Here is a 19504-nt window from a genome sequence, read left to right on the forward strand (position 1 = left end):
AAACTCTAATATAGTTAATATTTTAAACAGAAACACGTTTTTTAGTTATTTAGTGGATTGTAACCAAGGTAAGGAACTTCTTTTTCGTTGAATTCTATATCAAAGGTTTTCAGCTCATCTAAAATCGGAGTGTAAACTTCTTTGGTAATCGGAATTTGTACACCTGGTGTGTTAATAGTGCCATTCAGAATAGCCAAAGTGGCAATGGCAACAGGTAAGCCGACGGTTTTGGACATGGCAGTGTAAGTTTGATCTTCGCCAATTACCACAAGACTAGAATCTATTTGGTGTTTTTTACCGTTAAGTTCGTAACCAAATTTGTGATACATGACAATCATATCCTTGTCGGTTGGGTCTAAGGTCCAACTATCCATCAGTATTTTTTGAAGGATTTGTGCTGGTGTGGCTTGTTTTAATTCAACTTTTTTATCGGCACTAAAAATATTGAGCTCTTCTAGCTTGTCCCAAATAATATCATCCTGGTCTATTTTTAAACTGTGTCGAAATTTTAATTCAACAGAATCGTTGGGGCTGTAAGGAAGAAACGCATTTACGAAATCGCGGTAGCTCATGTTTTCGCTGTCTTCAATTACATAGCTATCGTCAGTCATACCCAGCATGACGAACATGTTCCATGCCTTACTGAAACCTACACGGCGCATGGTGCCACGATATAAGGTTTTGATATTATCTAACCCGTAAACGCTTTGGTATTTTAATGAATCGCGGTTGGCATAGACTTCAAACTTACCGTAGTTTTCTATTTCTAAAAATTCGGTTCGCCTAAACAATCTGTGATAGGGAATGTATTTAAACTTGCCTTCTTGTAAAAATTTTGCGGCACCACCTTGACCGGCCAAAACTACATTGCGCGGGTTCCAGGTGAATTTGTAATGCCATAAATTATCGTCACTTTCGGGTGCGACTAAACCGCCAGTAAACGACTCAAACAAAATCATTTTTCCACCTTTGTCTCTAATGCTATCGATAACCTTCATGGCACTCATGTGGTCAATTCCAGGGTCTACGCCAATTTCGTTCATAAAAATCAAACCATTGTCGATGGCCTCTTGATTGAGCGCTTGCATGTCATCGCTTACATACGATGCGGTAACCATATTTTTTTTGAAAGTGATGCAGTCTTTGGCCACTTCAATATGTAAATGCGCAGGCAACATCGAAATGACAATGTCGGCATTTTGGATGGCTTCGGTACGTTGTGTTTTATTAAAAACATCTAAAGCGATAACCGAGGCATTTTGGTGATTTCCTATGAGTTTTTGAGCCTGATCATTATTGATATCTCCAATGATTATTTGAAGTTGTTCGGCAGTAGATTTATTCAATAAATACTGAATTAAATATGATGATGATTTGCCGGCTCCTATAATTAAAATGTTTCGCATACTAAGTTAGGTTGTGTATCTTTGTTAGACGAAAGTATTAAATTAAGCCTGAACAGCCGACTGAAATTCCAGATTTATTATGAACAAATCAATTTTAATTACCGCGACTATTTTAGGTGTTTTAAGTGTAGTTTTAGGAGCATTTGCAGCACATGGTTTAAAAAAGCTGATAAGTCCAGATGCCTTGGCAAGTTTTGAAACCGGTGTTAAATATCAAATGTATCACGCACTGTTTTTGTTATTTGTAGGGTCATCAACCTACGTAAGTAATGGTTTTAAAAGTGCTATTTTCTATTTAGTTTTAATAGGTATTGTATTTTTTTCTGGCTCAATTTATGGGCTTGCCACTAATAGTTTAAGTGCTTTCGATTTTAAAAAGATTGCATTTATTACCCCAATTGGCGGACTTTTACTTATAATTGCATGGGTAACTTTATTGGTTAATTTCATAAAATTGAAATTAGAATAGTTGTTAATTTTTGTTTGAAGGCTAATATTTATTCTTAATTTTGTGCTCTAAACAACGCAAAATTATGGTAGAATACACGCCAGCTACGAAATCGATTTCGTTAAAATCATTAGGCATCAACAATGCCAAGGTTAGATACCAATTATCACCTGACGAGCTTCACGATATAACTGTTGAAAAAGGGCAAGGCGTTACGGCTTCATCCGGCGCATTAGCGGTAAACACTGGAGAATTTACTGGTAGATCACCAAAGGACAGATTTATTGTTAAAGATGCAATCACTCAAGACCGTGTTTGGTGGGGCAACATCAATATTCCATATGAATCGGATGCTTTTGACGCATTGTATAATAAAGTAGTTGATTATTTATCTGAAAAGGAACTTTTTGTTAGAGATTGTTACGCTTGTGCTGATCATAACTACAATCTTAATATTAGAGTTGTGAACGAATATCCATGGAGTAATCTGTTTGTTTACAACATGTTTTTAAGACCCAACGAGGAAGAACTTGAAAATTTCAAACCAGAATGGACTGTTATAAATGCACCTGGATTTCATGCCAATCCGGAAGTTGACGGAACCCGACAACACAATTTTGCGATTTTGAATTTTTCCAGAAAAATTGCCTTGATTGGTGGTACGGGTTATACAGGCGAAATAAAAAAAGGAATTTTTTCTGCCCTAAATTTTATCTTACCTGTATTTAAAAACACCTTGCCCATGCATTGTAGTGCAAATGTTGGAAAAGATGGTGATACAGCGATATTTTTCGGTCTCTCTGGAACTGGAAAAACCACACTATCGGCAGATCCCAATCGCAAATTAATTGGCGATGATGAGCATGGATGGACCAATGAAAATACAGTTTTTAATTTTGAAGGCGGCTGTTATGCCAAAGCCATTAACCTAAGTAGAGAAAGTGAGCCCGAAATATTCGATGCAATAAAACGCGGTGCTATTTTGGAGAATGTGGTTATGGACAATGATGGCGAAGTGGATTTTAGCAATACAAGTATTACCCAAAACACTAGAGTTAGTTACCCAATTTATCATATAGACAATATTCAAACACCTTCAATTGGTTTTAATCCTAAGAATATTTTCTTTTTAACGGCTGATGCTTTTGGAGTTTTACCTCCAATTTCTAAGCTCACACCTGGTCAAGCGGCTTATCATTTTATTTCTGGTTACACGGCTAAAGTTGCAGGAACAGAAGAAGGTGTAAATGAACCGCAGCCGAGTTTTTCGGCTTGTTTTGGAGCGCCATTTATGCCATTACATCCCACGAAATATGCCGAAATGCTCAGCAAAAAAATGCAAGAAGCAGGTGTTAATGTTTGGCTAGTAAATACGGGATGGACTGGCGGACCTTACGGCGTGGGAACACGTATGAAATTAAAATACACACGTGCCATGATCACTGCAGCAATGGATGGCAGTTTGGAAGCGGCCAATAAAGATAATTATCATGTTCATTCTGTTTTTGGAGTACAACAACCTCGTACTTGTCCCAATGTACCAACAGAGGTCTTGAGTCCAAGAAAAACATGGAATAATGATGAAGCTTACTATAAAACGGCTTATAAATTGGCACAATCTTTTGCTAATAATTTTGAAAAATTTAAGGCCAACGCAAGTGATTCTATTTTAAAAGGGGCACCAAATACTGAAAAATAAATACGAGCTTACAACAAATAAAAAATGCGATTCCTAAAAGAATCGCATTTTTTTATGTGTTATTGTTATTTATTTACTTCTATTAGCTTTTTCAATATATTTTTCTAAAGCCATGGTCATTGAAGGTGTTTCGGGAGTTGGTGCAGCTATATCTACGCGCAATCCTTTTTCTTCCACTGCTTTTAAGGTTGTATTTCCGAAAACTGCTAAACGGGTTTCTTTTTGTTCGAAGTTAGGAAAGTTATGAAATAAAGATTCAATTCCCGACGGACTAAAAAAGACTAAAATGTCGTAGTAAACGTCTGCTAAATCAGATAAATCACTTATAACCGTTTTATAAAAAGTGGCTTGTTTGTAATTAACACCTAATTTGTCTAAAAACTCTGGAACCTCTGGTTTAACTTTATCGGTTGTTGGAAGTAAGAATTTTTCGTCCTTATATTTCTTTATCATCGGTGACAAATCTTCAAAATTACGCTTTCCAACATAAATTTTCCGTTTTCTGTAGACTACGTATTTCTGGAGGTAGAAAGCTACAGCTTCCGATTGACAAAAATATTTCAACGTATCTGGCACTTTATAACGCATTTCTTCAGCCACTCTAAAAAAATGGTCAACAGAATTTCTACTAGTAAGAATAATAGCGGTATATTTTGTTAAATCAACTTTTTGTTGGCGAATATCTTTAGAAGGGACACCTTCTACGTGTATAAAAGGCCTAAAGTCAATTTTAACTTTTTGTTTCTCTATTAAATCAAAATACGGTGAGTTTTCTATTTTAGGCTCTGGTTGCGACACTAAAATTGTTTTTACCTTCATGTAATTCGGGTCAATTTAAATGTTATAATTTTTTATCAGATAGTATAAAATGATATACGGTCCGATTTCAAGTGCGCAAAGATACAAAATAAAATAGAAAAAATTAGAAATCAGCAACTTTTGAAAGTTTTGAAATGATGAAATAAAACCAATAAAATTTATGAGAAGAATTATCCCAAACACTACATATATAGAAAGCTTTGTAGGTTCTAGACTGTAGATAAATATTATATTAATGGGAATTAGGATGATGCCGATAAAGTTTTTGTAGGTAGTTTTTTGAAATAAATAAGTATCTATTAATTTATCAATCTCAAAAAGACTTCCGATAAGACGCTCTACGAGTACTTTAATAAGTATAAACGTGGCGATGGCAAATAATAATTTTAAGAAAAACACAAGTTCAAATATTGAATTTCCAACAAAGGTATTGAAAGTCAAATAACCAAAAATAGTTATTGAAATAACGGAAGCGGCAAATAAAAATGCATCAAAGCCATCAATGAATTTTTGATCTCTTGCGTAAATTTTTAGGTAATTTGAATTGGCTACGATGTATAAAAAATCCTCAAAACGTTTTGCAAACAAGAGCTTAGAAGCAGTTATACACAAAAATGCTAACATCAAAAAGACGGTATACCAATCGTTTAAAATTACTTCCCTTAACATTTAGCGAAGTTAAAAAAATAGTGACAACATTTTAGATAGACGATTATTTTTCAATGCATACATTTCATCGATTATTTTACAAATAGTTTACTTTTGCTAAAAATTTAGAGACCTTGTCAAAAAGTATAGTCATTATACCAACCTTTAATGAAATTGAAAATATAGAATCAATTATCAGGTCTGTATTTTCTCAGCCTGTAGATTTTCATATTTTGGTTGTAGATGACAATTCACCCGATTTAACTGGTGATAAGGTTGTAGAGCTTTCAAAAGAGTTTGAAAACCGACTATATTTACTTGAACGCAGCACGAAACAAGGACTTGGGACCGCTTATATTGATGGTTTTAAATGGTGTCTGGCAAAAAATTTCGATTTTATTTTTGAAATGGATGCTGATTTTTCACATAATCCAAATGATCTAGTACTACTTTACAACGCTTGTGCAACTGATGGTTTTGATGTAGCCATTGGTTCAAGGTATATCAAAGGTGTAAACGTTGTAAACTGGCCGATGAGTAGAATATTACTATCTTATGGAGCATCATTATATGTAAGGTTCGTCACCAGAATGCCTATTAGAGACACCACTGCCGGGTTTGTTTGTTACAAAAGAAAAGTTTTGGAAAGCCTCGATTTAGATGGCATAAAATTTGTCGGCTATGCTTTTCAAATTGAAATGAAATTTAAAGCCTACCTTAAACGTTTTAAAATTGTTGAAATTCCGGTGATTTTTACCGACAGAACCAAAGGAAAGTCTAAAATGAGTGGATCCATTATTTCAGAAGCTATTTTTGGTGTGATCAAAATGAAGTTAAATAGTTTGTTTAAAAACGTATAATCATGGCCGATAAATTAACACTTATTAAGCACGTAAAAATTGTAAATGAAGGCAAAATATTTGAAGGTGATATCCTAATAAAAGGTCAGTTTATTTATGAAATTGCGAGTTCTATCAGCGCCAAAACTGCCAATGTAAATGTTATTGATGCAGAGGGCAACTTTGTTATTCCTGGGGCTATTGACGATCAGGTTCATTTTAGAGAGCCAGGTTTAACGCACAAAGCGACCATCGAAACTGAATCGAAAGCCGCCGTTGCTGGCGGAATTACCTCGTTTATTGAAATGCCTAATACCAATCCACAAACAACCACAATCGATAAGCTTGACGAGAAGTTTGAAATAGCAAGAACCACTTCTTATGCAAATTATTCTTTTATGTTTGGTGGCACCAACGATAATTTAGAAGAAATTTTAAAAGTGAATCCGAAGGAAGTCGCTGGTTTAAAATTATTTCTGGGTTCTTCAACGGGTAATATGCTCGTTGATGACCCTCAAATCCTTGAAAAAATATTCGCGTCAACAAACCTACTCATTTCGGTGCATTGTGAAGATGAAGCCACTATCCGGAAGAATACACAAAAATATATTGATAAATATGGTGATGACATTCCTATGCATTGCCATCCGCTTATTAGAAACGCAGAGACCTGTTATTTAAGTTCATCTAAAGCGATTGAACTTGCCAAAAAAACTGGTGCGCGATTACATGTATTTCATCTGTCTACAGCTAAAGAGATGGATTTATTTACCAATAAAATTCCATTAAAAGATAAAAAGATTACGGCCGAAGTTTGTATTCATCATTTGTGGTTTAGTGCTGAAGATTACGAGAAAAAGGGCTCTTTAATAAAATGGAATCCTGCTGTAAAAACTAGTAAAGATCGCGACGCATTATGGAAGGCTTTATTGGACGATAGAATAGATGTCATTGCAACCGACCACGCACCGCATACCTTTGAAGAAAAGCAACAAGTTTATACCAAAGCGCCTTCGGGTGGACCTCTAGTACAACATGCTGTTGTCGCAATGTTTGAAGCTTATCACAAACAAAAAATTTCAGTAGAAACTATTGTTCAAAAAATGTGTCACAATCCTGCCATTCTATTTCAAATTGAAAAGCGTGGCTTTATTAAAGAAGGTTATTATGCCGATTTGGTAATTGTAGACGCTAACCATCCGTGGACCGTAAATAAACAAAACATTTTATATAAATGCGGTTGGTCGCCATTTGAAGGAACAACTTTTAAATCTAGAATTTCTCACACTTTTGTAAATGGTAATTTGGTGTATAATAATTTCAAACTTACTAAAGAACGCGCTGCCATGCGATTAACTTTTAATCGATAGTTCATGATAAGAATTTTAATATTGGCATTAATCGGTATTATCTTGTTTTCTTGTAATAAAGAAAGACGCCCAGACAAGCCTAAAAATCTTATTTCTGAAGCCCAATTTTCAGATATTTTATTTGATATGTTTGTTATTAATTCGGCAAAAGGGGTTAACAAAAAGGCCTTAGAAGACAACGGTGTTTTTCCACAAGATTACGTTTTTAAGAAATATGATATTGATAGTCTTCAATTTGTAAACTCCAACACGTATTACGCTTTCGATCAAGAAAAATATCAAAAAATATTAGACAGAGTGCAAAACAAAGTTCAGAGTGAAAAGAAAATTTTTGAGGCCGCTCTTGAAAAAGAAGAAGAAGAACAGAAAAGAAAGCAAGATTCTATAAAAGCACTAAATATAAAAATACGCGATTCTCTTCAAGATCAAAAAAAGATGATTAAAAGAGAGTTTTCTGAGATTAGACTCGATAGTTTGCCGTCTTAATTTTCATCAAAATCTTGTCTGAATAATTTTGCGGTCTCAGCGATGGAAACTTCCATAGGCTTAAATTCAAACTCCAACTGCGTTTTAATTTTATCGCTACTAAATCTGGTCTTGCTAACTGCCGATTTGGCCATTTGTTTTGATAATTTTCGTCGTTTTCCAAGTAATTTAGAACGAAGCCAATCCAAACGCCAAGCAAGAGATAATAACCATTGTTTCGCTTCTTTTTTTGGGGATGCTACATTTATTTGATTTGCCACATCAGTAAAAAATTTCTTAAAAGTCAGATTTTCCGAAACTAGTACAAATTTTTCGTTCGTTATATCGCTCTTCATTAAAAGTGTCATCGCATTTATCACATCCCAAATATCAACAAAACCTGTTGTGCCAGTGGTATAATGGCTCATACCTTTACAAACTTGTTTAAACAAACTTCCGCTTCCACCAGCATTCCAAAAACCAGCACCAATAATAATTCCGGGATTAACAATTACTGCATTTAAACCTTCTTGTACCCCGCGCCATACCTCAATTTCAGCACCATATTTGGTGATAGCATACACACTGTTGTCAAGTTCTTTATTCCATTGTGTAGACTCATCAATAAATAGTTCCGAAGGTTTTGGTGCGCCTAAGGCGGCTATGGAACTTACGTAACACAATTTCTTCACATGGTATGTGAGACACAAATTAACAACATTGGCAGTCCCTTCAATGTTTATTTTTTTTAAGATATTGTATTTATCGGGTTCAAAAGAGACCAAAGCTGCGCAATGATATACTAGGTTTATGCTAACAAAAGCACTTTCCATTGCTGGAATATCTGTAATATCGGCTTCAACCCAGTCAATTGCATTGTAAATAGCATTGGGATTATCGCTGAAATATGCAAACACCTTTTTTACCTCTTCTAATTTGTGTTTGCGTCTGTAAATCGCTCTTACGTTTTCACCTTCTGAAATTAATTTAAAAAGTAAATGTGAGCCAACCAATCCTGTGCCGCCAGTAACTAAAATCATGTTCTAAAAGTAAAGAAATAATCGATATTCCCAGTTATTTATGCTTGTATTTTTATATTTGCGCCATAGTTATAATTCACTCAAAATATGTTAAAGAATTTAGTAGAAGAATTACGCTGGCGCGGAATGGTGCACGACATCATGCCAGGTACAGAGGAACAACTTTTAAGTGAAATGACAACAGCTTATGTTGGCTTCGATCCAACATCCGATTCTCTTCATATTGGAAGTTTAGTGCCAATTATATTACTAGTACATTTGGAAAAGGCAGGTCATAAACCCATTGCATTGGTTGGTGGTGCTACAGGTATGATTGGTGATCCTTCGGGGAAAAGTAACGAGCGTAATTTATTAGACGAAAAAACTTTAAACCACAACGTTGAAGGTATAAAAAATGTGCTTTCTCGCTTTTTAGATTTCAACTCTAAAGCGGAAAATGCACCTATTTTGGTGAATAATTACGACTGGATGAAACAATTTAGCTTTATAGATTTTGCACGTGACGTTGGTAAACGCATCACAGTAAATTATATGATGTCTAAAGATTCGGTTAAAAAACGCTTGCAAGGCGAAGGTACGGTTGGGATGTCTTTTACCGAATTCACCTATCAACTTATTCAAGGTTATGATTTTTATCATTTGTACAAACACCACAATTGTGTTTTACAAATGGGCGGCAGCGACCAATGGGGAAATATCACCACTGGAACCGAGTTGGTGCGACGCATGAATGTTGGTGAAGAGGCCAAAGCTTTCGCCATGACTTGTCCGTTAATCACAAAAGCCGATGGCTCTAAATTTGGAAAAAGTGAAGGTGGCAATATTTGGTTAGATGCCGATAAGACATCCGTTTATAAATTTTATCAGTTTTGGATGAATACTTCCGATGAAGATGCTGAAAAATATATCAAAATTTTCACCTTTTTAGATCAACTAACTATCGACAACCTAATAAATGCTCATAAAATAGCACCACACCAGCGCCTACTTCAAAAAACCTTAGCTGAAGAAGTGACGACCTTTGTTCATTCTAAATCCGATTTTGAAAATGCAGAAAGAGCTTCTTCTATTTTATTTAGTAAAAATTTTAAAGCAGATATTGCCACTTTAAATGAGGCTACGTTTCTTGAAGTTTTTGAGGGTGTACCACTTTTTGAAATTTCAGGTGCTGAGTTTTCAGAAGGTTTAGATATGATAGCAGCGCTTTCAGCCAAAACAAATTTTTTGAGTTCCAACGGCGAAGCGAGACGCGCGCTCAAAGAAAATGCCATTATGGTAAACAAAGAAAAAGTTGCAGAAGATTACATTTTAACCAATGCAGATTTAATCAACCAAAAGTATATTATCCTGAATAAAGGTAAAAAGCATACCTATATTATAAAGGTTCAATAAAAAAAACGGCTGCCTTTAAAAGCATCCGTTTTCAATTAACCAACCAATTTATAAAAACTTAATCTTAAAAGTTTGCTTGGTCGCAAACTAATTCAATACCTTACAAAACCATTAAATTACAACCTCTAATATCGGAGTTGTCAAAACGTCCAATAACTTCAAAAGTTTCTTCAGAATGCACAACACCAAGATCTTGTGTTGCTATAAACGAACAAGAATTAATATTAGCTAAATCGATAATATTAATACCGCCATTTTTATATTCTGGTAAAATTTGAAAAGCGTCTTCTGTATCGCGAATTAAAATTTTCATCCATGGTGGACATTCAAACAAACCGTTTCCTTTAGAGTATGCTTGGCTTAGTAGCTCTGTCATACCATATTCACTATGAATGGTTTCAACCCCAAAACCATTAGAAAGTTGTTGGTGAAGTTGACTGCGAATCAATTCTTTTCTTCGGCCTTTCATGCCACCAGTTTCCATAACGATAGTGTGTTTTAATTCCATTTGGTATTGTTCTACAAAATCTAAAAGCGCAAAAGAAACACCGATCAATAAAGTTTTTTTGTTTTGAGATTCTAATGTTTCCAGTGTTCTATGCAGTTCATCAAGGTTGTGGAGGTAGAAGTTGCTTTCACTATGCGGCGAGTTTTTAATAAAATAGTCCACCATAAAAATTAGCGATGAACCTTCGCGCTCTAAATAGGAAGGAAGCAATGCCAAAACCACATAATCCGAAATATTGCCATACTGAATTTCAAATCCTTTTACAAAACTTTGATTATAGAGATTGATATCAGTTACAAAATGTTTGCTTGTTAGGCTTCCTGTAGTTCCGGAACTTGTAAAAACAACTTCTGGTTTTTGAGTATTTGAAACAACTTGGTGGCTCTTAAAAAATTGAATGGGTAAAAAAGGAATATCACTTACATGATGAATATCGCTGGGATGTTTAAATAATAAATCGCAAAATGAGCGATATACAGGATTATTTTCAAATTGAAATTTAAACACCTTTAAGGCAACCGAATTAAATGCTTCGCGTGAATTTATATTGAAAATATCCTTGGCTAATTGCATGTAGCAAAGTTATTGAAAATAAAAAAGCGCTGCCTAGGCAACGCTTTTTAAATATTATATTAAAATCAAATTTATTTGATAATTAATTTTTTTGTAACGGTAGCTTGATTTTGTGTCATTTTCAAAATGTAGATACCAGTATTTAAATCACCAACATTAAGTGTATTGTTGATAATAGTTTCATTCTTCACTTGTTTCCCTAACACGTCATAAACAAATACGTTTATTGCATCTGAATTTGTGGTATTTATTGTCACCAAGCCGTTAGATACTGGGTTTGGGTAAAGTGAAAAGTTATTTGAATTAAATTCCGCAGTAGAAAGTGTTCCTAATGGGAACGGAAGCGTGGTAGCATCGTTGGTAGTACCGCCTTCAAGCTGGTCAACTCCACTAAAAGTCCAATTAGCTAGTACAAAAGTTGCGCCGTCAGGACCTGTACCACTATTTCGTTTAGCCCAACCATCTCGATAGTCCCATGCTAGTGTCGCTCCAGATTCATAAGTGATTTCACCAAATGTATCTATGACTATACCATTTTCAAAAAGCTCTATAGCATCATCTCCATTTATGCCCATTGCGCCTGTAGTGAAATCAGGAGAGAAACCAAAAAAAGCTTCAAAATTAGGAGCTTCTGATGAAACGTAAATAGATTGTTGCGCACTTGCACTAATTGCTGGGAATGTAAATTCTACGCCGTCAGTTCCGCCACCGTTATTGGCGCTTCCTAAACCGTAAATACTTAAATCTGCAATATCTTCTAAAACTAATATTTCAATACCTTTAGGTGTTCCGCCTGCCAATGGACCATCATAAACCCCTGATAAAACGAGTGCGTTGGTGGATGCAGGTACTACATTTCCAGTAACTGCAATGATTTGAGGTGTTGCTCCTGACGAGGCTATAGTTACATCTCCTGAGTAGGCTCCTATAGCCAAACCTGATACCAATCTAACGTAAACTTCAGTTGAACTTACGGTGCCGCTTGTTTGTGGTACAGAAACTGAGTTACCAAATCCAGATTCGGCAGAAAGAGAGACCTGGAAACTAGCCGGTGCCGTGACGGTAATGTTTTCTGTTAAAAATATAGCTTCAACAGAAAATGAATCCGATGTTGATGGACCATTTCCCACAGAGTAGGTTAATGAGTTCACACTTCCTGAAACCGTGATTTGAGGATCGGCAGGTGCAACAGTTCCATTAACCGGTGCTGTTGAACTGGTTGCTCCAGAAGAAGATGCAGTTACATCCCCCGAATAGGTGTTAGATGGCAGACCTTCTTGAAGTCGCACGTAAATTGTTGTTGAAGGAGCTGTACCGTCTGTTTGAGCAACACTTACAGAGGAACCAAAACCAGTACCTGAACTAAGCGATACTTCAAAATTTGTCGGTGCTGTTACTGTAATATTTTCATTTAAATTAAGGCCAGAAACGTCTAGTGTACCTTCTTCTGACGGACCGTTGCCTTCAAAATAATCTAAACTTGGAATAGAACCAGAAATATTTATAGAGGGCGTTGCAGCGCCTTCAAATCCAGTCCAAACTAAATCGTCTATTACAAGCTGTTGATTGCCTGTCGCACCATATAATCTCAATGCCAGTGTAAAATCGCCAGGGATATTTATATTTTCAACAACAAAAGGTACAACAGTGTCATCTGCACCAGCACCAAATGTTGGTTCAAATTGAGCGACAACCGAACCATTTATAACAAGTTCTATTCTTCTTTGGGCATTTCCTGTAAAAGCTTTTCTTGTATTAACAGAAAAATTTTCAATTCCCCCAGACAAGGTGGCTGAAATGCTACTTGGTTCATTCGATCTTCTTAATAAAATTCCTTTTCCATTAATAGGAAAAGTTTGCTCTCCTGTTACGTGAATGTAATCCCATATAACTCCGTTATTTCCTGTAAACGAACCGTCTACATAGCTACTACCAGATAATTCATGGTTTTCAAAATCTTCACTTCCTTGACTAAAACCAATCAAAGACGCAAAAATAAAAGTAAATAAAAAGTAAAGTTTTTTCATAATTTATATTTCTTAGTTAGACTTCAAAATTAAGGATTATTTGCCAACCGTAAAAATCAATAGTGTGATAATAAAGCTATTTACAATTAAATAACATTGCTTTTGAAATTCCATCCTAACTGTGCCAAAAACAAAATTTTATGTTACATTTATGTTACCTTAAAGTTATTTATTAGTAACAATAGGCAAATTGATAGCTTTAGTTTTATCTTTATACCAATTATTGCTGTTTAATAATTCACAATGAAAAAAAAGGATATAAAAATTTTGTTGGTAGATGATGAGCCAGACATTTTAGAAATTGTTGGCTATAATCTTACTGCCGAGGGTTACGAAGTAATAACTGCCGAAAACGGCGCAGAAGCGGTCAAGAAAGCCAAAAAATACAAACCGCAACTTATTATTCTTGATGTGATGATGCCCGAAATGGACGGAATTGAAGCTTGCGAGATCATTCGAGCGAATCCAGATTTAAATAATACACTTATTACTTTTCTAACTGCTCGAGGCGAAGACTATTCTCAAGTAGCGGGCTTTGACGCTGGTGCGGATGATTACATTACTAAGCCCATAAAACCAAAGGTTTTGGTAAGTAAAGTTAAAGGCTTATTACGACGACTTAAAGAAGAAGACCAAACGGAAAGCATTGTTAAAATTGGAAATATTACCATCAATAGAGAGGAATACAAAATAATTAGCAAAGGCAAAGAAATTGTGTTACCGCGCAAAGAGTTTGAATTGCTATCTTTGTTAGCAACAAAACCTGGCAAAGTTTTTAAACGCGAAGAAATTTTAGATAAAGTTTGGGGTAATGAAGTTGTGGTTGGTGGCAGAACAATTGATGTCCATATTAGAAAACTTCGAGAAAAAATTGGCGATAAATCTTTTAAAACCGTTAAAGGCGTTGGGTATAAGTTTGTCGATTAATGCAAAAAAAACTCAAAAAGACATACAAGTTTGCGTTTAAAACGTCGCTTTATATCACCTTATTTTTAACGCTTGCTGTTAGTATATTTTTATATTTCAATAATATACTTGATTGGTTTGTGATTCTTTTTGCTCTTATTACTTATACCGTTTGTTTTTTAATTACCCAATACCGCGTAGAGCGTTTTATTTACAGACGCGTAAAACGTATTTACGACGATTTAACCCTATTAGAATCTACTTCACTTCGAAATCAGCCCATTACTACCGACATGGGCACGCTTACCAAAGAAATTGACAAATACGCTAGAGACAAAAAACTTGAAATAGAAACTCTGAAAATTCGGGAGGAATACCGAAAAGAATACATGGGTAATGTGTCGCACGAATTAAAAACACCGCTTTTCACAGTTCAAGGTTATATTCTTACTCTTTTGGATGGCGCAATGGACGATGAAAAAATCAGAAAGAAATATTTAAATCGCGCCAGTAAAGGCGTTGAGAGGCTTATCTATATTGTGAAAGATTTAGATATGATTACCAAATTAGAAACGGGTGATTTAAGTTTAAATATTGAAGAATTTGACATTGTCGAGTTGGTACAAAGCGTATTTGATTTGTTTGAAATGAAAGCTGCAAAGAAGAAAATAACCTTGGCTTTTGATATGGAATATAAAGTTCCAATTATGGTGACAGCAGATCGTGAGCGCATTCAGCAAGTATTGACTAATTTAATAGTGAATTCAATAAAATACGGACGTGAAAAAGGAACTACCGAAGTAAGCATAGAAAACCTGATAAAAAATAAAGTCATAGTAAGAGTCACTGATAATGGCGAAGGTATTGACAAAGAACACCTGCCAAGACTCTTTGAGCGGTTCTACCGTGTTGACAAAAGTGGTTCTAGAAAGGAAGGTGGTTCTGGACTTGGATTATCTATTGTAAAACACATTATAGAGGCGCATAATGAAAAAATCTATGTGGAAAGTGAGGTTGAAGTTGGAAGTGAGTTTTCATTCACTTTGGAAAAGATTAAATAGCTTTTTATAATTCAACTCAAAGTTGTAGTTGCACAAACCTTTATAATTCGAAACCGAATTTAATTTTTCCTGATTAAACTCATCTTGATTACAATACGGCACCATTCCATCGGATTCAAGTTTTTTAGCTAGGTATTCTTGTTCAAATTGTCCTGGAGTTGGAATAAAAAAAGCCTTTTTATTTAATTTAGCCAAGTCCATTATGGTGGTGTAACCAGAGCGCGATAGAATTAATTTACTCTGGTTAATTGTTTTTTCAAGTTCCTTGGAAGCCATAAAATTATAAACGGTAATATTGCCATCTTTAGATACATTTTGTTGTTCTTCAACTATACCTCTAACTAAAATTACCTCGCCATTATAATTTTGAAGTTCTCTCAGAAGTTTTACTTCAAGCAAAGTTCTTTGTGGTTCAGGACCAGATAATAAAGCCAATAAATCGATGGTTAAATCAAGATCATGTGGTTCAAATCTGCTCAGTGGACCAAGGTATTTTATGTTTGGATTAAAATAATCGAGATGCCCCAAAACGCCGCTCAAGCTTGGTTCGTTTCTTTGGTCTGGCACCCAACATTCATTAAATTTCTTGATAATGTGTTGGTGTAGTTTACTGCTTATTTTGGTTGTATTTCCGCTTAAAACATTTAATTGATGCGTTATAAAAACCGATGAAATATGTTTGTCGTAAACTCCTAGTCTATTGTCCGAAATAATGCCACAAAGTTCAAAATCCTTAACGAGTTGTTTGGTAAATTGTTTTTCAGTTTTTATCGCTTTCAGCATTTTTGGCGTACCCTTTATCAGTGACCATTTAAAATTTTTGGCCTTTTTGGCATAGCTAATATGGTAGGATGGCATTTCAACAAAATCGAGTTTTGGAAACTCTTGTTTCAATAAGTTAAATGCATTACCGTCGCTGCCAATTATCGGTGTAAAACCATGTTCAATTAAAGCATTGATAATCGGAATACATCGCGTGGCATGTCCCAAACCCCAGTTTAAAGGTGCAACTAATATTGGTTTTTTCATTTTCGTTAAAAAGGCAAAGGTAAACCTAAAATGTTTCCTTAAATTTATCGCCATATTAAGAAATCAGTGGGAAGTAAAAATAAATTAAAACGGTTTAAGGAAAACGAATCTTTCAGCAATGTTGTTCAGCCCAATAGAGATGAGCTGGTTACAGAGAAATTTCCGCTTAAAGGTGCTTGGAATAAGTCATTTTTCAAAAATAATAATCCTTTAGTATTGGAACTCGGTTGTGGCAAAGGAGAATATAGCGTGTCATTAGCACAACAATTTCCAAACAAAAACTTTGTTGGAATTGATATTAAAGGAGCGCGTTTTTGGCGGGGTGCAAAAACAGCGGTTGAAACTCATCTTAACAATGTCGCTTTTTTAAGAACGCAGATAGAACTCACCGAATTCGCTTTTGGCAATAATGAAGTTGATGAAATGTGGATCACATTTCCAGATCCGCAAATTAAATATAAGCGTACCAAACATCGGATGACAAATATGGAATTTTTGGAGCGGTATAAAAAGATTTTAAAACCTGGCGGCATCGTGAATTTAAAAACAGACAGCGAATTTATGCACGGATATACTTTGGGATTATTGCATGGTTTGGGTTATGAAATTTTATATGCCAATCACGATGTTTACAACAATCATGGTAGCCCGGAAGAGGTTACATCAATCCAAACTTTTTACGAAAGTCAATATTTAAAACACAACAAACCAATCACCTATATCAAATTTAAACTGAAGTAGTATTGAACATTTCAACTGTTTTTATTTTAGGATTTGTAATTGCATTAATTGGGGTAGTGCCACCGGGATTATTGAACATGTCGGCTGCCAAAATAAGCCTCAAAGAGGGTCATGTACGTGGAGTTGTATTTTCAATCGGGGTTTGTTTTGTGGTTGTGTTGCAGACTTATGTGGCAGCCATTTTTGCAAGGTATTTAAATAACCATCCCGAAGTTGTTAAAATTCTACAGCGCGTGGCGTTTATCATTTTTGTGCTGATATCAGTCTATTTTTTATTAATTGCCAAAAAACCACCAAAACCAGATATAGAAACATCGATAAGAAGTAAACAAAGCCGCTTTTTCCACGGTATCTTTTTATCAAGTTTAAATGTTTTTCCTATCCCATATCAGGCATATATGACCTTAACTATGGCGTCGTTTGGTTGGATGACTTTTGAAACGATTAATATAATGTCCTATGTTTCTGGAGCGGCAATGGGTACTTTTGTGATGCTTTATATCTATATTTTCTTTTTTGATAAAATTAAATCGAAGCATTTCACCTCTCAAAAAAGTATGAATTACCTTATAGGTGGTGTCACTGGCTTAGTAGCGTTAATAACCTTGATAAATATTATTAAGGAATGGTAGCGCCATCCGAAGAACCAAGTTTTTTTAATCGAGTTTACCAGGTAGTAAAGCAAATTCCTTATGGTCGGGTTACCAGCTATGGTGCCGTTGCAAAGTTTTTAGGAGCTGCCAAAAGTGCCCGAATGGTTGGATATGCTATGAACGCTTCTCACAACATTCCAGAAGTTCCAGCACACAGAGTTGTAAACAGAAAGGGATTACTTACTGGGAAGCATCACTTTGAAGGCAGCAACCTTATGCAACAACTTTTGGAAAGTGAAGGAATTTCAGTCTTAAATAATCAAATTCAGAATTTTGATGTACTGTTTTGGGATCCGACGAAGGAACTTTGACCTCGGATAATCTTAATTTTTTATTTGTTCTATTATTTCCTAATTTTTCAAAAATTTACAAATAATTAGAATTTTAAAGCGTCATAAGAATTCCACATCAACGCATAATTCAATTCAATTAAACTACTTCAAATTCTGAACATTTCGCAGTATATTTGCACTTTAGAATAAGTCTAAATTATTTAAGGTGAAAATTAATAAACAAGATATATTAAAAGCACTCGAAACCATTTCTGCTCCCGGTGAAGGTCAGAATATGGTGGAAAGTGGTGCCGTAACCAATGTGGTTGTTTTTGGAGATGAAGTTGTGGTCGATATCACGATTAAAAATCCAAGTCTGCAGGCGAGAAAAAAAACAGAAGTGGAAATTTTAAAGACCATCCACGATAAAGTTTACGAAAAAGCAAAAATCACGATTAACCTAAAGGTTGAAGCTGCTGCGGTTACCCCAAAGAATGAGATTAAAGGCAAACCAGTTCCAGGAATCACCAATATTATCGCGGTTGCTTCAGGAAAAGGTGGCGTTGGCAAATCAACTGTAACTGCAAATATAGCAGTGACTCTTGCAAAAATGGGTTTTAAAGTGGGAATTTTAGATGCCGATATTTACGGACCGTCTATTCCTATTATGTTTGACGTAGTAAATGAAAAACCGCTTGCGGTTAACGTTGACGGAAAGTCTAAAATGAAACCTGTTGAAAGTTACGGCATTAAAATTCTTTCTATCGGATTTTTTACCAGACCAGACCAAGCGGTTGTGTGGCGTGGACCCATGGCCTCAAAGGCATTAAACCAAATGATTTTTGATGCAGCATGGGGCGAATTAGATATGTTGTTAATTGATTTGCCACCAGGAACAGGCGATATTCATTTGAGTATCATGCAAGCCTTGCCAATCACTGGTGCCGTCGTGGTAAGTACGCCTCAAATCGTAGCTCTGGCTGATGCAAAAAAAGGTGTAGCAATGTTTCAGCAAGACAGTATCAACGTGCCGGTTTTAGGAATTATTGAGAATATGGCGTATTTTACACCAGCGGAATTACCCCAAAATAAATACTACATCTTTGGAAAATCAGGAGCTAAACATTTAGCCGAAGATTTAAACGTGCCATTTTTAGCTGAAATTCCATTGGTACAAAGCATAAGAGAAGCTGGCGATATTGGCCGACCTGCAGCCATGCAAACAGGCTCTTTAATTGAAACAGCTTTTGAAGATTTAACCAAAAATATGGTAACAGAGTTGGTAAAAAGAAATGATAAATTACCGGCTACCGAAGCGATAAAAATCACAACTATGGCAGGTTGCGCCGCAATTAAGAAAAAATGATGACAACTGAAGAATTAAAATTAAACATAGAAAAGGCCCTGGACGAAATCAGACCTTTTTTGCAAAGTGATGGTGGTGATATTTCACTAATTAGTATAGAAGACGATTCTATAGTGAAAGTTCAATTGGAAGGCGCGTGTAATTCTTGCAGCGTGAATCAAATGACCTTAAAAAGTGGTGTAGAAATGACCATTAAAAAATACGCACCCCAAATTGTGCAGGTTATTAATGTGAAATAATGC

The 19504-nt window shown here is 35.3% G+C and carries 20 protein-coding genes; 13 read left to right on the forward strand and 7 right to left on the reverse strand.

The features are described 5' to 3' along the window. Positions 1–41: 41 nt before the first annotated feature. Complete coding sequence (locus tag V7Z48_RS07520) at positions 42–1406, reverse strand: saccharopine dehydrogenase family protein (RefSeq protein WP_334112790.1); 1365 nt, start codon at positions 1404–1406, stop codon at positions 42–44. A gap of 79 nt (positions 1407–1485) precedes the next feature. Here V7Z48_RS07520 and V7Z48_RS07525 point away from each other — a divergent pair, with 79 nt between their 5' ends. Together V7Z48_RS07525 and pckA are read left to right on the forward strand one after the other, a co-directional pair. Beyond that, the gene (locus V7Z48_RS07525) at positions 1486–1875 is read left to right on the forward strand and encodes a DUF423 domain-containing protein (protein ID WP_334112791.1); all 390 of its coding nucleotides are present in this window, start codon (positions 1486–1488) and stop codon (positions 1873–1875) included. A 64-nt stretch (positions 1876–1939) separates the two neighbouring features. Beyond that, positions 1940–3553, forward strand: coding sequence for a phosphoenolpyruvate carboxykinase (ATP) (pckA, locus tag V7Z48_RS07530; protein ID WP_334112792.1), 1614 nt, complete (start codon positions 1940–1942; stop codon positions 3551–3553). A gap of 69 nt (positions 3554–3622) precedes the next feature. Here the strand turns inward: pckA and V7Z48_RS07535 are convergent, their stop codons facing one another. Both V7Z48_RS07535 and V7Z48_RS07540 read right to left on the reverse strand, forming a co-directional pair. Continuing rightward, the gene (locus V7Z48_RS07535) at positions 3623–4372 is read right to left on the reverse strand and encodes a uroporphyrinogen-III synthase (protein WP_334112793.1); all 750 of its coding nucleotides are present in this window, start codon (positions 4370–4372) and stop codon (positions 3623–3625) included. A gap of 15 nt (positions 4373–4387) precedes the next feature. Continuing rightward, complete coding sequence (locus V7Z48_RS07540; RefSeq protein WP_334112794.1) at positions 4388–5041, reverse strand: DUF4271 domain-containing protein; 654 nt, start codon at positions 5039–5041, stop codon at positions 4388–4390. A gap of 113 nt (positions 5042–5154) precedes the next feature. Between V7Z48_RS07540 and V7Z48_RS07545 the strand changes: the two genes are divergently transcribed. From V7Z48_RS07545 to V7Z48_RS07555, 3 genes are read left to right on the forward strand one after another with little or no spacing between them, the layout of a single operon-like run. Continuing rightward, positions 5155–5880: a polyprenol monophosphomannose synthase gene (locus V7Z48_RS07545; RefSeq protein WP_334112795.1), complete on the forward strand. Its 726-nt coding sequence runs from the start codon at positions 5155–5157 to the stop codon at positions 5878–5880. Positions 5881–5882: 2 nt separating this feature from the next. Continuing rightward, the gene (locus V7Z48_RS07550; RefSeq protein ID WP_334112796.1) at positions 5883–7229 is read left to right on the forward strand and encodes a dihydroorotase; all 1347 of its coding nucleotides are present in this window, start codon (positions 5883–5885) and stop codon (positions 7227–7229) included. A 3-nt stretch (positions 7230–7232) separates the two neighbouring features. After that, entirely contained in the window at positions 7233–7715 is a 483-nt protein-coding gene (locus tag V7Z48_RS07555; RefSeq protein WP_334112797.1) for a DUF4296 domain-containing protein, read from the forward strand. On the opposite strand, the gene V7Z48_RS07560 is transcribed toward V7Z48_RS07555, so the two are convergent. After that, positions 7712–8734 (reverse strand): NAD-dependent epimerase/dehydratase family protein, encoded by a 1023-nt coding sequence (locus V7Z48_RS07560; protein WP_334112798.1) that lies wholly within the window; start codon positions 8732–8734, stop codon positions 7712–7714. The two genes, V7Z48_RS07555 and V7Z48_RS07560, sit on opposite strands and share 4 nt — an antisense overlap. Before the next feature lie 87 nt (positions 8735–8821). On the opposite strand from V7Z48_RS07560, the gene tyrS reads away from it, so the two are divergent. Next, positions 8822–10126, forward strand: coding sequence for a tyrosine--tRNA ligase (tyrS, locus tag V7Z48_RS07565; RefSeq protein WP_334112799.1), 1305 nt, complete (start codon positions 8822–8824; stop codon positions 10124–10126). 100 nt (positions 10127–10226) lie between these two features. Here tyrS and V7Z48_RS07570 read toward each other — a convergent pair whose 3' ends face one another. Together V7Z48_RS07570 and V7Z48_RS07575 are read right to left on the reverse strand one after the other, a co-directional pair. Continuing rightward, positions 10227–11207, reverse strand: a complete 981-nt coding sequence (locus V7Z48_RS07570) for a LuxE/PaaK family acyltransferase (RefSeq protein ID WP_334112800.1) — start codon at positions 11205–11207, stop codon at positions 10227–10229. Positions 11208–11278: 71 nt separating this feature from the next. Beyond that, positions 11279–13234 (reverse strand): T9SS type A sorting domain-containing protein, encoded by a 1956-nt coding sequence (locus V7Z48_RS07575; RefSeq protein ID WP_334112801.1) that lies wholly within the window; start codon positions 13232–13234, stop codon positions 11279–11281. Positions 13235–13477: 243 nt separating this feature from the next. On the opposite strand from V7Z48_RS07575, the gene V7Z48_RS07580 reads away from it, so the two are divergent. Beyond that, positions 13478–14161, forward strand: a complete 684-nt coding sequence (locus V7Z48_RS07580; protein WP_334112802.1) for a response regulator transcription factor — start codon at positions 13478–13480, stop codon at positions 14159–14161. Then, the gene (locus V7Z48_RS07585; RefSeq protein WP_334112803.1) at positions 14161–15201 is read left to right on the forward strand and encodes a sensor histidine kinase; all 1041 of its coding nucleotides are present in this window, start codon (positions 14161–14163) and stop codon (positions 15199–15201) included. Before V7Z48_RS07580 ends, V7Z48_RS07585 begins: the two co-directional genes overlap by 1 nt. On the opposite strand, the gene V7Z48_RS07590 is transcribed toward V7Z48_RS07585, so the two are convergent. Then, complete coding sequence (locus V7Z48_RS07590) at positions 15175–16230, reverse strand: glycosyltransferase (RefSeq protein WP_334112804.1); 1056 nt, start codon at positions 16228–16230, stop codon at positions 15175–15177. The two genes, V7Z48_RS07585 and V7Z48_RS07590, sit on opposite strands and share 27 nt — an antisense overlap. Before the next feature lie 66 nt (positions 16231–16296). Between V7Z48_RS07590 and trmB the strand changes: the two genes are divergently transcribed. From trmB to V7Z48_RS07615, 5 genes are all read left to right on the forward strand, one after another. Continuing rightward, the gene (gene trmB, locus V7Z48_RS07595; RefSeq protein WP_334112805.1) at positions 16297–16971 is read left to right on the forward strand and encodes a tRNA (guanosine(46)-N7)-methyltransferase TrmB; all 675 of its coding nucleotides are present in this window, start codon (positions 16297–16299) and stop codon (positions 16969–16971) included. 2 nt (positions 16972–16973) lie between these two features. Next, a complete protein-coding gene (locus tag V7Z48_RS07600; protein ID WP_334112806.1) occupies positions 16974–17603 on the forward strand; it encodes a lysine transporter LysE in 630 nt (209 codons plus the stop codon). Next, a complete protein-coding gene (locus tag V7Z48_RS07605; protein WP_334112807.1) occupies positions 17597–17935 on the forward strand; it encodes an MGMT family protein in 339 nt (112 codons plus the stop codon). The genes V7Z48_RS07600 and V7Z48_RS07605 overlap by 7 nt, the downstream gene beginning before the upstream one ends. A 187-nt stretch (positions 17936–18122) precedes the next feature. Then, positions 18123–19262 carry an Mrp/NBP35 family ATP-binding protein gene (locus V7Z48_RS07610; RefSeq protein WP_334112808.1) on the forward strand — a complete coding sequence of 380 codons (1140 nt, stop codon included), beginning with the start codon at positions 18123–18125 and terminating at the stop codon, positions 19260–19262. Then, positions 19262–19501 carry a NifU family protein gene (locus V7Z48_RS07615; RefSeq protein ID WP_334112821.1) on the forward strand — a complete coding sequence of 80 codons (240 nt, stop codon included), beginning with the start codon at positions 19262–19264 and terminating at the stop codon, positions 19499–19501. Before V7Z48_RS07610 ends, V7Z48_RS07615 begins: the two co-directional genes overlap by 1 nt. Positions 19502–19504 lie beyond the last annotated feature (3 nt).

The sequence above is a fragment of the Paucihalobacter sp. genome, from assembly GCF_036825875.1.
Lineage (GTDB): Bacteria > Bacteroidota > Bacteroidia > Flavobacteriales > Flavobacteriaceae > Paucihalobacter.